Origin of the sequence: Verticiella alkaliphila (assembly GCF_018904615.1) — a bacterium.
Taxonomy (GTDB): domain Bacteria; phylum Pseudomonadota; class Gammaproteobacteria; order Burkholderiales; family Burkholderiaceae_B; genus Verticiella; species Verticiella alkaliphila.
Genome location: NZ_JADCNH010000013.1, coordinates 23,540 through 38,917 on the forward strand (window position 1 = coordinate 23,540; position 15,378 = coordinate 38,917).

Here is a 15,378-nt window from a genome sequence, read left to right on the forward strand (position 1 = left end):
TTGATTAACTCCTGCTGAGTGCGTTCAGAACCGCGTCGCCCATCTGCGTCGTGCCGACGCGCGTCGTTCCGGGTTCATGGATGTCGGCCGTGCGCAGCCCCTCGGCGAGCACCGCCTTGACGGCCGCTTCGATGCGGTCGGCCTGGGCGGGCAGATTGAGCGAGTAGCGCAGCAGCATGGCGGCCGACAGGATGGTGGCAAGGGGGTTGGCTACGCCCTTGCCGGCGATGTCAGGCGCCGAGCCGTGACTGGGCTCGTACAGGCCCTGGCCGCTGTCGTTTAGCGAGGCCGAGGGCAGCATGCCGATCGAACCCGTGAGCATCGCGGCTTCGTCCGACAGGATGTCGCCGAAGATGTTGCCGGTGACGATGACGTCGAACTGGCGCGGGGCCTTCACGAGCTGCATCGCGGCATTGTCGACGTACATGTGCGAGAGCTCGACCTGCGGGAACTCCTTGCCCACCTCGATCACGATGTCGCGCCAGAATTGCGAGGTCTCCAGCACGTTGGCCTTGTCCACGCTGCAGAGCTTGCGGCTGCGCTTCATGGCCGTCTCGAAGCCCACGCGTGCGATGCGGCGCACTTCGGATTCGGCGTAGCGCATGGTGTCGTAGCCTTCGCGTTCGCCCGCAAAGCTGCCGTCCGGCGCATTGCGCACGCCACGCGGCGTGCCGAAGTAGATGTCCCCGGTGAGTTCGCGGATGATCATGATGTCCAGGCCCGCGACGATCTCGGGCTTCAACGACGAGGCGTTGGCGAGCTCCGGATACAGGATGGCCGGACGCAGGTTCGCGAAAAGGCCCATCGCCTTGCGCAGGCCGAGGATGGCCTGCTCGGGACGGAACTCACGCGGCAGCTGGTCGTACTTCCAATCGCCCACGGCGCCAAAGAGCACGGCGTGCGAGGACTGCGCCAGCGACAGCGTCGAGGGCGGCAACGGATGCTCCTGCGCATCGAAGGCGGCGCCGCCCACGGGGGCTTCAGCCAATTCCAGCGGAAGATCCAGCGCCGTCAGCACGCGCACGGCCTGCTCGACGATTTCCGGGCCGATGCCGTCTCCGGGCAGTACCGCGATCTTTTGCGTCATTCTCGACTCACTCAGGGGAAAACAGGAAAGCTCAGAGGCCCACGGGCTGCGAGGCGAGCCAGCCATGGCGCGCCAGGCGCTCGGCCTCGAAGCTGCGGATCTTGTCGGCGTGCTGCAGGGTCAGGCCGATCTCGTCCAGGCCATTGACCATGCAGTGCTTGCGAAAGCCGGTGATGTCGAAGGCAAACTCACGGCCATCCGGCGCCTGCACCACCTGGCGCTCCAGATCGATCGTGAGTCGATAGCCTTCCTTGGCTTCGACCGCGTCGAAGAGGCTCGCCACGTCATCCTCGGACAGCACCACCGGCAAGAGGCCGTTCTTGTAGCAGTTATTGAAGAAGATGTCGGCAAAGGACGGCGCGATCACGGCGCGAAAGCCGTATTGCGTCAGCGCCCACGGCGCGTGTTCGCGGCTGGAGCCGCAGCCGAAATTCTTGCGGGCGAGCAGGATGCTCGCACCCGCGTAGCGCGGCTGGTTCAGCACGAAATCCGGGTTGAGCGGGCGCTGGCTGTTGTCCATGCCCGGCTCGCCATGATCCAGATAGCGCAGCTCGTCGAAGAGGTTCGGGCCGAAGCCCGTGCGCTTGATCGACTTCAGGAACTGCTTCGGGATGATGAGATCGGTGTCGACGTTGCTGCGATCCAGCGGGGCGACCAGCCCATCGTGTACGGTGAATGCCTGCATGAATCGCTCCTTAGCGCAGCTCGCGCACGTCGACGAAATGGCCTGCCACGGCAGCCGCCGCGGCCATGGCGGGGCTCACCAGATGGGTGCGACCGCCCTGCCCTTGCCGGCCTTCGAAATTGCGGTTCGAGGTGGAGGCGCAGCGCTCGCCCGGCTCCAGACGATCCGCATTCATCGCCAGACACATCGAACAGCCCGGCTCGCGCCATTCGAAGCCCGCCTCGAGGAAGATCTTGTCCAGGCCTTCCTGCTCGGCCTGCGCCTTGACCAGGCCCGAGCCCGGCACGACGATGGCCTGCTTGACGTTGCCCGCCACGTGACGGCCCCGGGCGACGTCGGCTGCAGCACGCAGATCTTCGATGCGCGAATTCGTGCACGAACCGATGAAGACGCGGTCCACGGGAATGTCGACGAGCGGGGTATTGGCGGCCAGGCCCATGTATTCCAAGGCGCGCTGCATGCCCGAGCGGCGCACTTCGTCCGTCTCGGCAGCGGGATCCGGCACACGCGCATCCACGGGCAGCACCATCTCGGGCGACGTGCCCCAGGTCACCTGCGGCTTGATGTCGGCAGCATCAATCTCCACCACCACGTCGAAGGCGGCGCCCTCGTCGGTGTGCAGTGTGCGCCAGTATTCGACGGCCTGGTCCCAGGCCGCGCCCGCAGGCGCGAAGGGACGACCCTTCAGGTAATCCAGCGTCTTGTCGTCCACGGCCACAAGGCCCGAGCGCGCACCGGCTTCGATCGCCATGTTGCACACGGTCATGCGGCCTTCCAGCGACAGATCGCGGATGGTGCTGCCGGCGAATTCGATCGCGCAGCCCGTGCCACCGGCGGTGCCGATGACGCCGATCACGTGCAGGACCAGATCCTTGGCGGTACAGCCCGCGGGCAGCGTGCCTTCCACGCGCACCAGCATGTTGCGGCTCTTCTTCATGAGCAGTGTCTGGGTGGCGAGCGTGTGCTCGACTTCCGAGGTGCCGATGCCGAAGGCCAGCGCACCCACGGCGCCGTGCGTGCTGGTGTGCGAATCGCCACAGACGACCGTCATGCCGGGCAGCGTTGCGCCCTGCTCCGGGCCCACGACGTGCACGATGCCCTGACGCATGTCGTTCATGCGGAATTCGGTGATACCGAAGCGCTCGCAGTTCTCGTCGAGCGTATCGACCTGCAGACGCGAGATGGGATCGGCGATGCCGGCGACGCGGTCCGCGGCCACGGTGGGCACGTTGTGGTCGGCAACGGCGAGGTTGGCGCTCACGCGCCAGGGCTGGCGATCGGCCATGCGCAGGCCTTCGAAGGCCTGCGGGCTGGTCACCTCATGGACCAGATGGCGGTCGATGTAGATGAGACAGGTGCCGTCGTCTTCCTGGTGGACGATGTGATCGTCCCACAACTTGTCGTACAGGGTTCTTGCCATGGCGCTCACCGTCCTGGCGGGCGCCATGCCGGTGCGGTGAGAAGTGCCGGGCAGCGCCCAAAGCGCACTCGGCACCACGCAAGCCATGTACGGCCCGCCTGTATCAAGGGGGAAGCCTTCGATTATGCCACAGGGGTAACAATCCGAATCCCCGCGGCGCCGCAGGTGAGCCGCGGCGCGTCAGTCCCTGGCGAGGAAAAACACCTCTGCGACGTCGATCTGCGCAGGGTCAAGGAACGTGGGTGCATGACCCACGCCGGGAATCTCATGGGCCTGTGCCAGCGGGTTGCGCGCGAGCATGTCTGCCAGCGTGGACGGGTGCAGGAGATCGGACTGCGCGCCCCGCACCAGCAGCGTCGGGCAGCGCAATCCTTCGAAGGCGCGCCACAGCAAAGCTTCGGCGGCGGCCGCCGCGCCCGGCGGCAGGTTGCCCAGTGGCCCCGTCAACGCGGGATCGTAATGTTTCACCCATTGCCCGTCGCGCTCGACCATGGTGTGTTCGGCAAGCGCACGCCACTGGGCGTCGCTATGCACGCCGAAAGTGGCCGCCACCCGCCGCACATAGGCCACGGCGTCATCGAAGCTCGCGAACACGGTGGGCTCGCTCGCATAGCTGGCGATGCGCATCATGCCCGCCGGATCGATCACGGGGCCGATGTCGTTCAGGAGCATGCGCGTGATCGGCGGCTGCAGCCGGCCGTCGGCGGCATCGCGCGAGGGCGCGGTCGCCCCCGGCAGACCGCCCAGCGTCATGCCGATCAACCCGCCCATGGACGTCCCGAACCAGTGCAGCTCGCGTGGTGCGAGACGGGCGATGAGCGTCGTCATGTCGGCCACGTATTGCGGCACGGCGTAGTACGCGGGCTCGGCGAGCCAGTCCGACTGCCCGCGGCCGACGACGTCCGGGCACACGACGCGGTAATGCGCGCTCAGGCGGCGCGCCACAGCGTCGAAATCCCGCCCCGTGCGGGTGAGGCCATGCACGCACAACAGCACGCGGTCATCGTCGGGATCACCCCACTCCCAATACGCCATCCGGTGCAGCCCTGCCGGGCTCAGGCACGCCACGTGGGATAGCCGCGGCTCCGATGCAACAGTGTTCATGGCACCTCCAGTCAAACGCGTTCAGGCAGCCCTCGCCAGGGCCGGCGACAGCATGTCGCCCAAGAGGCCGAGCAGCGCATCCGCGGTCGCGTGGGGCCGCTCCATGGGAAAGAGGTGCCCGCCCTCGATGCTGCGCAGGTGGGGTCCGACGAGCGCACGCGTACCGGCCATACCTACTTGACGGATTTCAGCCGAGTGGGTTCCATGGATGAAGCCAATCGGCAATGTGGGCGCCGCCCGACGTAGCTGGCGTGCGGTCTGGCCGAGATCGTGCGGCAGCGTGCAATAGATCTGCGCTTCGACCTCCCGTGCGAAGCGCAGACGAGCGCCGTCCGGCCCGGCAGGCCCCAGGCCACACGCGACGTAGTCGGCAAGGACTGCATCGGGCCATTGGGCGAAGGCGGGCTTGCGCCGAAAATGTGCGATTGCTTCGTCTCCGGAGGCGAAGCAATCACGTCGGCGCCGCGCGATGCTGGACGGCGGCACGCGGGCCGCAAGCCCTACGCGCTTGGCCGCACGCCAGATACCGGCACGCCAGCCGCCCAGCACGGGCGAATCGAGCATGACGACGGCCTGCACGGCCGTCGGGTCGGCCGCCGCCAACTTCAGGCTTAGAAAGCCCCCCAGCGAATGGCCGACGAGGATGACTGGCTCCTGCCCCTGCCGCGCGCGCGCGAGCTCGCGCGCAGCTTCACGCACCAGGTGCGGCCAGTTGTCCGTCACGGGAAAATCCGGGTCGTGCCCGTACCGATCTGCCGCGGCGACGCGAAAGCGCCCCTCGAGCCGCTCGAAGAGCGCGCGATACGTCCCGGCAGGAAAGCTGTTGGCGTGGGAAAAGTACAGCAGCGGACGCGACGACACGGCGGGTCTCTCAGGGGCACTCGGGGGATCGATCAGTATAGAGGAGGCATCCGGCACTTCGTGGCGCGCAGCCGGCGCTATGGATCACGCCGGTGCCAGTAGCGCGCGGCCGCCTCGCGCTGGCGTGTGACGGTGAGCCCTTGCCCGCGGGATTCCGCGATCACGGCACCATGCCGGTCGGTGCGATGCGTCTGGGCGCCCGCCGCCGTCCAGCGCGCGAGCACGGCCGGCCGTGGGTGCCCGAATCGGCTGAGATAGCCCGCCTGGGCAATCGCGTGCTGGGCCCCGACGGCCTCGATGAAGGCGGGTGCCGAAGACGAGTCTGACCCATGATGCGCCATGAGCACGACATCGGCCCCAACATCCGTGCGCTGCGCCATCGCGACTTCCTGCGCGCGGCCGATGTCGCCCGGCAGGAGCGCGGCGTGGTGCAGCCCCTGGACCAGGAGCACGCAACTGTTGGCATTGCGCTCTGCCGACGCGGCGGCGTTGCGCCCCGGCACGAGCGGATGGACAAACCGGAACGCGACGCCGTCCAGCCACCAACCCTGCCCTGCCGCGCACGGTGCCCACCCGCCGTCACCCTCACCCTGCCCTGGCATGCGCAGGCGGGTCACGGGCAGCCGCTTCAGCAACGACGACAGCCCGCCAATGTGGTCTGCATCCGCATGCGAGACGATGAGGTCATCCAGGTGGCGAACGCCCCGGGCACGCAGGTAGGGCCAGACGGTGCGCTCTCCTGCGTCGTTGCCAGGCCCCAGCGGCGGGCCGGTATCCACCACGACCGTATGGCGTGCCGTCTCGATGACGATGGCCGCGCCCTGGCCGACATCCAGCGCGGTCAGACGCCACTCTCCCGTGAGCGGACGCGTGGGCGACAAGAGAAGCAGCGGCGCGAGGGTCAGCCAACCCCAGGCGCGTCGCGGCGCGCCAGCGGGCAACAAGGCGTACGCGACTCCGACGGCGGCGAACGCTACCCACGGCCACGAGGGCGCTGCCGTGAGGATCGCGGCTTCCGGCCGATCGGCCAGCCAATACACCGGCACCATGAGCCAGCCCAGCACGGCCTCGGAGGCGCGCGCCACGCTGCCGCCCAACGAGGTGACGGGGGCGAGCAGCATGCCGGCCAGCGACAGCGGCGTGGCCACCAGGCTCACCACGGGAATCGCCAGCGCGTTGGCGAGCGGCGACACCAGAGATACCGAGTGGAATTGCAGCGCGAGCGCCGGCACGAGGGCCACCGACATGATGAGCTGCAGCCGCGTCGCCTCACGCAGGGTGCCGATCCAGCGCCAGCGCGGCGCTGCGCGCCAGCGGCCGTCCGAGGCCCACAGCAGCACCGCGACCGCCCCGAACGAGAGCCAGAAACCAGGCGACAGGGGCGCCCAGGGATCGGCGAGCGTGACGGCAAAGAGCGCCAGCACCATGACGCGCGACGTGCTGAGGGGAAGACGCAACGCCACGGTGATGGCGACCGTTGCCAGCATGTAGAACGTGCGGCGCGCGGGCACGCCCCATCCGGCGACGAGGCTGTAGCCCAGGGCCACCAGCACGGCCACCATGGCCGCCGGCACCTGCGCGGGCATGCGCTCGGCCAGCGACACACGGCGCCAGCGCAAGCGCGGCCACAGCCACACGACCACGCCTGCCACGAGGCTCGACAGCAAGGTGACGTGCATACCACTGATGGACACCAGGTGCGTGATCCCGGATCGGTTGAACAACTCCCAATCTGCCGCCTGAACGCCGGCCTGATCCCCCAGCGCAAGCGCCAGCACCAGCGGCCCCCAGCGCGTACCCTCGAGATGAGGCCGCAGCGATTCCCGCAAGACATGGCGCAGCCGCTGCACGGCGATGCCCAGATCACGCCAGGGCGCATCCTCCAGCAGCACCGGTGCGCCGCGCACGGTGGCCTGCGCGCGCAGGCCGCGCTCGAAGAGCCAGGCCTCGGCATCGAAGGCATGCGGATTCATGGCGCCGTGCGGCCGACGCAGGACCAGGGCGGCGCTGTAGCGTTCACCCGGCCGCACCAGGGTGCCGGGCGCCATGGCAGGCGCTTCGCCCGGCGGCGCGTGCGGCGCGGCGTACCAGTTGACGAGAAGATCGCGTGGCACGCCCGCCACCGGGGACGTCACGACGCGGGCGACGAAGCGTTGTGCGTGGGCATCCCCCGTGGGCAATCCGACGACATCGATCACGAGCCGCGTGACGAGATTCTCGTGCGCCACGTCGAGCGCGTCGGTCAGGCGTTGCTCGGCCCGCCAGCCGGTCGTGGCGAAGCCGAGCCCGGCAGCCGTCATCACCAGGGCCACGGTCTGGCCGCCCCGCCGCCAGGATCGGCGGGCTGGCCACCGGATGCGCCACCCCAGCGCCAGGCCTGCAGCGAGCAGCGCCGCGATGCACGCGCCACCCATGTTGCCGGGCACGGCCGCGAGCAGGTGCAGCGCCGCCGCACCGACCACGAACCCCAGCATGCCCAGCCGCACCATCGCCGTCATCCGCCCAAATCGAGGGATCCTAGCGGCCCGACGGGCGCTCTGGCGCCCGGGTGCGTGCCAATCCTCATACCCTCGAGGCTGGGCGGGGGCAAGGTGGGGAGGCTATACTCGGAACCTACCTTTTTTGCGATCAGGACACACGTCACGTCATGGCAGGGCATTCCAAGTGGGCCAACATCCAGCACCGCAAAGGGCGTCAAGACGCCAAGCGCGGCAAGCTCTGGACCAAGATCATCCGCGAGATCACGGTGGCGGCACGCGCCGGCGGCGCGGATCCGGACGCCAATCCGCGGTTGCGTCTGGCCTGGGACAAGGCCACGGATGCCAACATGCCGAAGGACAACGTGCAGCGCGCCATTGCGCGGGGCACGGGCGGCGCTGACGGCGCGAACTACGACGAAATCCGCTACGAAGGCTACGGCATCGGCGGCGCGGCCGTGATCGTCGACACGATGACGGACAACCGTACCCGCACGGTGGCCGAAGTGCGCCACGCCTTTGCAAAGAACGGCGGCAATCTCGGCCAGGAAGGGTCGGTCGCCTTCATGTTCAAGCATTGCGGCCAGTTCATTTTCGCGCCCGGCACGTCCGAGGACGCGGTGATGGAAGCCGCGCTCGAGGCCGGCGCCGAGGATGTGCAGACCGACACCGAAGGCGTGATCGAAGTGATCTGCGCGCCCGCCGATTACGCTGCCGTGCGCCAGGCGCTCACGGCCGCCGGCCTGAAGGCCGAAGTCGACGGCATCGTCATGAAGGCCCTGAACGAGACCGAGCTCGTCGGCGAGGATGCCCAGCGCATGCAGAAGCTGCTCGACGCGCTGGAAAGCCTGGACGACGTCCAGGACGTCTACACCACCGCCGTCATGGACGAAGGCTGATCCCGGCCCGATGAATCTGCCGCCCCGGCGGCAACCTGTGGTTCCTGAAATATCATGCGCATTCTCATCATCGGCTCCGGCGGCCGCGAACACGCCCTCGCCTGGCGCCTGGCCCAGTCCAGCCGGGTCGAAACCATTTTCGTCGCCCCCGGCAACGGCGGCACGGCTCTGGACGATCGTTTGCAGAACGTCGAGATCACGGATCCGGCCGAACTCGCCGACTTCGCCCAGGCCAACCAGGTCCAACTCACCGTGGTCGGGCCGGAAGCACCGCTCGCGGCTGGCGTGGTTGACGTGTTCCGCTCGCGCGGCCTGAAGATCTTCGGCCCGACGCGCGCCGCCGCGCAGCTCGAAAGCTCCAAGGATTTCGCCAAGCAGTTCATGGTGCGCCACCACATCCCGACGGCGCGCTACCAGACCTTCACCGATCCTGCCCAGGCGCACGCCTATGTGGACGAGCAAGGCGCACCGATCGTCATCAAGGCCGATGGCCTGGCCGCCGGCAAGGGTGTGGTCGTGGCGCAGACGCTCGAGGAAGCCCACGGCGCCATCGACGCCATGCTGGGCGATGGCTCGCTGGGCGCCGCCGGCGCTCGCGTCGTGATCGAGGAATGCCTGCTGGGCGAGGAAGTCAGCTTCATCGTGCTGTGCGATGGCCAGCACGTGTTGCCGCTCGCCACGAGCCAGGACCACAAGCGCCTGCTCACGGGTGATGCCGGCCCCAACACGGGCGGCATGGGCGCCTACTCGCCCGCCCCGCTCGTCACCCCGCAGCTGCACAACCGCATCATGCGCGAGGTGATCCTGCCCACGATCCAGGGGATGACGAAAGACGGCATCCCGTTCACTGGCTTCCTGTATGCCGGCCTCATGATCGCGCCGGGTGCCGAGGGCCAGCCGGCCACGCTGCGCGTGCTCGAGTACAACTGCCGCATGGGTGACCCCGAGACGCAACCGATCATGATGCGCATCAAGAGCGACATGACGCGGGTCTTCGAGCACGCCGTGAATGGCACCCTCGACCAGGTCGAGATCGACTGGGATCGCCGCACCGCCCTGGGCGTGGTCATGGCCGCGCACAACTACCCCGGCACGCCGCGCAACGGCGACGCCATCGAAGGTCTGCCCGAGGATGCCGAAGACTGCATGGTGTTCCATGCCGGCACGCGCATGGATGGCGACAAGGTCGTCACGTCTGGCGGCCGGGTGCTCTGCGTGACCGCGCTGGGCGACTCCGTCAAGCTCGCGCAGCAGCGGGCTTACCAGGCCGTGGACCGCATCCACTTCGACGGCATGCAGGTGCGTCGCGACATCGGCTGGCGCGCCATCAACGCCAAACCGGGCCAGCCGCGCTGATGCACGCGGCATCCCCCGCTCCGGACCCGACGGTCAATCCCGAGGAACGCCAGTCGCGCCTGCGCGCCTACTTCACGGGGCTGCAGTCGAGCATCGTGGCCGGCCTCGAGGCGGCGAGCGGTGAACCCTTCCTCACGGACACCTGGACGCGTGCGGAAGGTGGCGGCGGTATCTCGCGACTCATCGAAGGCGGCGAGCTCTTCGAGCGCGCCGGCGTGCTCTTTAGCGACGTCCGCGGCTCGACGCTGCCGCCCTCGGCCACGGCCCGTCGCCCCGAACTGGCCGGCCGGCCCTGGGAAGCCATGGGCGTGTCGCTCGTGCTGCACCCGCGTAATCCGCACGTGCCCACTGTGCACGCCAACGTGCGCGCTTTCACGGCGGGGGACGTCTTTTGGTTCGGCGGCGGGATGGACCTCACGCCGTACTACCCGCACGAAGACGACGCGATCCACTTCCATCGCACCTGCGCGAATGCCCTGGCGCCCCATGGCGACGCCTGGTACCCCCGGTACAAGGCCTGGTGCGACGAGTATTTCTATCTGAAGCACCGCGGCGAGACCCGTGGCGTCGGGGGCGTCTTCTTCGACGACCTGAACGAGCCGGGCTTCGAGCCCTCCTTCGCCATCACGCGCGCCGTGGGCGACGCGTTCCTCGATGCCTACCTGCCCATCGTCGAGCGCCGTCGCCACTTGCCTTACGGCAAACGCGAGCGCGATTTCCAGGCCTATCGTCGTGGTCGCTACGTCGAGTTCAATCTCGTCTATGATCGCGGCACGCTGTTTGGCCTGCAGTCCGGCGGACGCACGGAATCGATCCTGATGTCCATGCCGCCGCTGGCGGCCTGGCGGTACGCGTACACACCCGAGCCCGGCACGCCCGAGGGCCGGCTCGCCGCCTTTCTCACCCCGCGCGATTGGGTTGAGGGCGGCGCGTGACGCGCACCGCCGGGCAGCGCACTGGCCTGCTGGGCGGCAGCTTCGATCCTGTGCACGTCGTGCACCTGGATCTGGCGCGCACCGCGCGTGCGCATTTGCAGTTGGATACGGTGCAACTGATTCCGGCGGCCGCGCCCTGGCAGCGTGCGCCACTGGGCGCCAGCCCGGAGGATCGACTGGCCATGCTGGCGCTGGCCGTGGCGGGCGAGCCGGGTCTCACCGTGAACGCGGCAGAGATTGCCCGCAGCGGCCCCACCTACACGGTGGACACGTTGCGGGCCATGGGCGCAGGCGATGACCCTGCGCATACCTACATCTGGCTGCTGGGCAGTGATCAGCTCGCCAACTTCTGTACCTGGCACGCCTGGGAAGAGATCGCCTCCCGCGTGCAACTGGCGGTGGCCAGCCGGCCGGGCTTTGCCCCGGCACCGCCAGAAGCCCTGTCCCGGCTCCTCGAGGCCCGCGCGACCCCGGTTGCGCATCTGCCCTGGTCGCCCTCGCCCGTCTCTGCCACCGAGATTCGCGCGCGGGCCAAGGCAGGGCTTTCCCTCGATGGGCTCACCCCCGCCGTTGTGGCGGACTATATTCGAACGCATCACCTGTACCAGACCTGACGACTTATGGATTTGACAAAACTGCAACGCGCCGTGATCGACGCCCTCGAGGACGTGAAGGCGCAAGACATCAAGGTCTTCAACACGACCCATCTCACCGGCCTCTTTGACCGCGTGGTGATCGTCTCCGGCACCTCGAACCGCCAGACACGCGCGCTGGCCAACAGCGTGCGCGAGAAGGCGCGCGAGCTCAACGTCCCCATCATCGCCACCGAAGGCGAGGACACGGGCGAATGGGTGCTCGTGGATCTGGGCGACATCGTCGTCCACATCATGCAGCCCGCCATCCGCCAGTACTACGCGCTGGAAGAGGTCTGGGGCGGCAAGCCGGTGCGCGTGAAGCTCCTCGCGTAAGGCCGGGCGGTGAAGCTGTACATCCTGGCCGTGGGCCAGCGCATGCCGGACTGGGTGGTGGAGGCCTTCACGGACTACGCCAAGCGGCTGCCGCCAGACAGCCCGCTCGAGTTGCGCGAGATCAAGCCCGAGCCGCGCACGACGGGCCGCACACCGGCACAGATGATGGCAGCCGAAGCCAAGCGCATCGAAGCGGCCCTGCCGCCCAACTGCCTGCGCATCGCGCTGGACGAGCGCGGCAAGGATCTCACCACGATGGATCTGTCCCACGCCATGACGCAATGGCGCGGCGACGGACGCGACGTCGCCTTTCTCATCGGTGGCCCGGACGGCCTGGACGGCGATCTCAAGCGCGCGTGCGATCGCCTCATCCGGCTCTCCTCGCTCACCCTGCCTCACCCCATGGTCCGCGTGGTGCTGGCCGAACAGCTCTATCGCGCCTGGGCGATCCTGCACAACCACCCGTATCACCGGGCATAATCGTGGCATGACCGCCATTTATCTCGCTTCCCGCAGCCCTCGGCGCCGCGAACTCCTCGCCCAGATCCGGGTGCCGCACGACGTCCTCGTTCTCGCCGCCACCGATGTGGACGAGCCCCGGTTGCCGGGCGAGGCGCCCAGCGTCTACGTGCGCCGGACGGCCCGCGAGAAGGCCGAGCGCGGTCTGGTCACGATCCGCAAGCGCGGCCTCTCGCCGCGCCCCATCCTTGCCGCCGACACCACGGTGATCCTGGGTGACGACGTCCTCGGCAAGCCCGCGGACCGCGAGGAGGCGGAGGCCATCCTGCAGCGGCTGTCCGGCACCCGCCACGAAGTGCACACCGCCCTTGTGCTCGCCGACCTCGCCGGTGCGCTGTACGAGGACGTGTCGATCACCGTCGTGCATTTTCGTGCGCTCACCGCGCGCGACATCCAGCGCTACTGCGACAGCAACGAGCCCTACGACAAGGCGGGTGCCTACGGCATCCAGGGTCTGGCGGGCATGTTCGTCGAACGCATCGAAGGCAGCTACACGGGCGTGATGGGCCTGCCCGTGTTCGAAACCGCACGTCTCCTTGGCCGCATCGGGATCGTCCTGCCATGACCGAAGACATCCTCATCAACGTCTCGCCCTTCGAGACGCGCGTCGCCGTGGTCTCGCAAGGCGCCGTGCAGGAGCTGCACCTGGAGCGCAGCGCCCACAAGGGGTACGTGGGCAACGTGTACCTGGGTCGCGTGGCGCGCGTGCTGCCCGGCATGCAGAGCGCCTTCATCACGATCGGTCTGGAGCGCGCGGCCTTCCTGCACATTGCGGACATCCGCGAGAATCGCATCGAGCGTGCACACGGACAGACGCCCACGCCGATCGAGAAGCTGCTCTTCGAAGGCCAGTCGATCAAGGTGCAGGTCATCAAGGATCCGATCGGCACCAAGGGCGCGCGCCTGTCCACCCAGATCAGCCTGGCCGGCCGCATGCTGGTCTACCTGCCGTACGACCCGCACGTGGGCATCTCGCAGCGCATCGAGAACGACGCCGAGCGCACGCGCCTGCGCGAACTCGTGCAGAAGTGCATGATCGAGGGCGAAGCGGGCGGCTACATCGTGCGCACCCAGGCCGAGGACGCCACCGAGGAAGAGATCGCCGCGGATATCGACTACCTCGCCAAGCTCTGGACGTCCGTGCAGAACCGCAGCCGCACGAGCGCGCCGCCCACGCTGCTGCACGAGGACCTGAACCTCGCCCAGCGCGTGCTGCGCGACGTGGTCAGTGCCGACACGCAATCGATCCAGGTCGATTCACGCTCCACCGTGGCGCAATTGCGCACGTGGGCTGCCGAGTACACGCCCGCGGTGCAGGAGCGGCTGTCGCACTACAGCGGCGAGCGCCCCCTCTTCGATCTCTACAGCGTGGATGAGGAGATCGCCCGTGCGCTGTCGCGCCGCGTGGAGCTCAAGTCCGGTGGCTACCTCATCATCGACCAGACCGAGGCGCTCACCACCATCGACGTGAACACCGGCGGCTTCGTCGGCGGGCGCAACTTCGACGACACCATCTTCAAGACGAACCTCGAAGCGTCCCTGGCCATCGCGCGTCAGCTGCGTCTGCGCAACCTGGGCGGCATCATCATCCTCGACTTCATCGACATGGAGAACCTCGAGCATCGGGATGCCGTGCTCGTGGAGCTCAAGAAGGCGCTGTCACGCGACCGTACGCGCGTCACCGTGAACGGTTTCACGCAGCTGGGCCTGGTGGAGATGACGCGCAAGCGCACACGGGAATCGCTGGCCCACCTGATGACCGAGCACTGCCCCGTCTGCCAGGCGCGCGGCAATGTGAAGACGGCCCGCACCGTGTGCTATGAGATCCTGCGCGAGCTGCTGCGCGAGGCGCATCAGTTCAATCCCCGCGAATTCCGGATCCTCGCCTCGCAGAGCGTGATCGATCTCTTCCTGGAAGAAGAAAGCCAGCACCTGGCGCAGATGGGCGACTTCATCGGCAAGCCCGTGTCGCTGCAGGTGGAGACCGGGTATAGCCAAGAGCAGTACGATGTGATCTTGGTGTGAGCACGATTGACCCTGGCGACAACACCGGCCCGCTCATGAGCTTACCTCGTACGCAAATACGTAGCAGGCTACACGTATAGAAACATTGAGGTACGTTTCGTAGCATAGCGGCATGTACCATCATGCTGCTTTCTGCTGTTGCGTCCTCGGCCTTCCTGCCCTTTCGGGCGCGGCGGCTTCCATGCCGTCGCCGTCCAGTGCCGACATCGGCTTTGCTGCCACCGGCGTGCGCGCCGAGGCTTCCATTCAGCAGAGCTCCCCGGGCGGCTGCCGTTCTGGCTTCACCTTCCAGGCGGACTGGGACGGATGCGTTCGTACCAGCAGCACTTCCGGCAGCGAATCCCGCGCCTGCCCCAGCGGCCAGACCGGCACGCAACGGCGGACCCGCTCGCGCACGGTCTACACCCATCAGAACGGCAGCATCGCCAACGGCCCCTGGTCTGCCTGGTCGAGCTGGAGCGGCACCTGCACCGCTGTGCCTCCCCCTGCACCGCCGCCGCCCACCGTGGGCACCGAACTGACCATCCCCTCGTCGATCTCGGCCATGATCTGCGGGCCTGGTGATGCCGGCTATGGATCCGGCGGCAACACACTCATCGAGAACAGCTACCGCAACCAGTTGATTGCCTACTACCGGGCGTTTGGACTGGCGGGACGGTGTCCGGAGACCAGTGGCTACAACTGGTGGCTGTCGGATTGGTGGAGCCGGGCGAGCAAGATCGCGAATGGGCCTTTTCATGCCCCTGGGGGCAATCCTCGGGGATTGGGGTGGGGGGCGTATGTAAATACGTTCATGCCCGACGCATGGGAAGAGATCACCCGAGCCATCGATGTCTCGGCTGCCGGAAATGATGAGGCGAACCAAGGCGGAGTACTTGCTGCAAATGGACTCTGCCAGCGAGCCGCCAACCTGCAATTTGGCTCAGGAAAGACCACTGCAATCTACATACTGAAATCAGGGAACCGCTGCCGAGTCACTGCAGTTCACTAGAAGCCACCACGGACCAATTTATGAAAATGACCCGACATGAAGCCGTAGAGC

Annotated in this window: 15 protein-coding genes; 9 read left to right on the forward strand and 6 right to left on the reverse strand. The window is 67.7% G+C overall.

Features of this window, described 5'->3' with window-relative positions:
• Window positions 1–4 precede the first annotated feature (4 nt).
• The 6 genes from leuB to IMZ29_RS10620 form a co-directional block, all read right to left on the reverse strand.
• The gene (leuB, locus tag IMZ29_RS10595; protein WP_216183518.1) at window positions 5–1,087 is read right to left on the reverse strand and encodes a 3-isopropylmalate dehydrogenase; all 1,083 of its coding nucleotides are present in this window, start codon (window positions 1,085–1,087) and stop codon (window positions 5–7) included.
• 31 nt (window positions 1,088–1,118) lie between these two features.
• On the reverse strand, window positions 1,119–1,772 hold the full coding sequence (gene leuD, locus IMZ29_RS10600) for a 3-isopropylmalate dehydratase small subunit (RefSeq protein ID WP_216183520.1): 654 nt from the start codon (window positions 1,770–1,772) through the stop codon (window positions 1,119–1,121).
• A gap of 10 nt (window positions 1,773–1,782) precedes the next feature.
• A complete protein-coding gene (gene leuC, locus IMZ29_RS10605) occupies window positions 1,783–3,192 on the reverse strand; it encodes a 3-isopropylmalate dehydratase large subunit (protein ID WP_216183522.1) in 1,410 nt (469 codons plus the stop codon).
• A gap of 180 nt (window positions 3,193–3,372) precedes the next feature.
• On the reverse strand, window positions 3,373–4,296 hold the full coding sequence (locus tag IMZ29_RS10610) for an alpha/beta fold hydrolase (RefSeq protein ID WP_216183524.1): 924 nt from the start codon (window positions 4,294–4,296) through the stop codon (window positions 3,373–3,375).
• 21 nt (window positions 4,297–4,317) lie between these two features.
• On the reverse strand, window positions 4,318–5,157 hold the full coding sequence (locus tag IMZ29_RS10615) for an alpha/beta fold hydrolase (protein WP_216183526.1): 840 nt from the start codon (window positions 5,155–5,157) through the stop codon (window positions 4,318–4,320).
• A gap of 77 nt (window positions 5,158–5,234) precedes the next feature.
• Window positions 5,235–7,655, reverse strand: a complete 2,421-nt coding sequence (locus IMZ29_RS10620; protein WP_216183528.1) for a DNA internalization-related competence protein ComEC/Rec2 — start codon at window positions 7,653–7,655, stop codon at window positions 5,235–5,237.
• Between the two features lie 149 nt (window positions 7,656–7,804).
• On the opposite strand from IMZ29_RS10620, the gene IMZ29_RS10625 reads away from it, so the two are divergent.
• The 9 genes from IMZ29_RS10625 to IMZ29_RS10665 all read left to right on the forward strand — a co-directional run bounded on the left by IMZ29_RS10625 (window position 7,805) and on the right by IMZ29_RS10665 (window position 15,327).
• A complete protein-coding gene (locus IMZ29_RS10625; RefSeq protein WP_216183530.1) occupies window positions 7,805–8,533 on the forward strand; it encodes a YebC/PmpR family DNA-binding transcriptional regulator in 729 nt (242 codons plus the stop codon).
• Window positions 8,534–8,587: 54 nt separating this feature from the next.
• Window positions 8,588–9,889, forward strand: a complete 1,302-nt coding sequence (gene purD, locus IMZ29_RS10630; protein ID WP_216183532.1) for a phosphoribosylamine--glycine ligase — start codon at window positions 8,588–8,590, stop codon at window positions 9,887–9,889.
• Window positions 9,889–10,824, forward strand: a complete 936-nt coding sequence (gene hemF, locus IMZ29_RS10635; protein ID WP_216183534.1) for an oxygen-dependent coproporphyrinogen oxidase — start codon at window positions 9,889–9,891, stop codon at window positions 10,822–10,824. Before purD ends, hemF begins: the two co-directional genes overlap by 1 nt.
• Window positions 10,821–11,438 (forward strand): nicotinate (nicotinamide) nucleotide adenylyltransferase, encoded by a 618-nt coding sequence (nadD, locus tag IMZ29_RS10640; protein ID WP_216183536.1) that lies wholly within the window; start codon window positions 10,821–10,823, stop codon window positions 11,436–11,438. The genes hemF and nadD overlap by 4 nt, the downstream gene beginning before the upstream one ends.
• Window positions 11,439–11,444: 6 nt before the next feature.
• Window positions 11,445–11,792, forward strand: a complete 348-nt coding sequence (gene rsfS, locus IMZ29_RS10645; RefSeq protein ID WP_216183538.1) for a ribosome silencing factor — start codon at window positions 11,445–11,447, stop codon at window positions 11,790–11,792.
• A 9-nt stretch (window positions 11,793–11,801) separates the two neighbouring features.
• A complete protein-coding gene (gene rlmH / locus IMZ29_RS10650; protein ID WP_216183540.1) occupies window positions 11,802–12,272 on the forward strand; it encodes a 23S rRNA (pseudouridine(1915)-N(3))-methyltransferase RlmH in 471 nt (156 codons plus the stop codon).
• A gap of 7 nt (window positions 12,273–12,279) precedes the next feature.
• Window positions 12,280–12,876, forward strand: coding sequence for a Maf family protein (locus tag IMZ29_RS10655; RefSeq protein ID WP_216183541.1), 597 nt, complete (start codon window positions 12,280–12,282; stop codon window positions 12,874–12,876).
• Window positions 12,873–14,336: a ribonuclease G gene (gene rng / locus IMZ29_RS10660; protein WP_216183543.1), complete on the forward strand. Its 1,464-nt coding sequence runs from the start codon at window positions 12,873–12,875 to the stop codon at window positions 14,334–14,336. Before IMZ29_RS10655 ends, rng begins: the two co-directional genes overlap by 4 nt.
• Before the next feature lie 112 nt (window positions 14,337–14,448).
• The gene (locus tag IMZ29_RS10665) at window positions 14,449–15,327 is read left to right on the forward strand and encodes a hypothetical protein (RefSeq protein WP_216183545.1); all 879 of its coding nucleotides are present in this window, start codon (window positions 14,449–14,451) and stop codon (window positions 15,325–15,327) included.
• Window positions 15,328–15,378 lie beyond the last annotated feature (51 nt).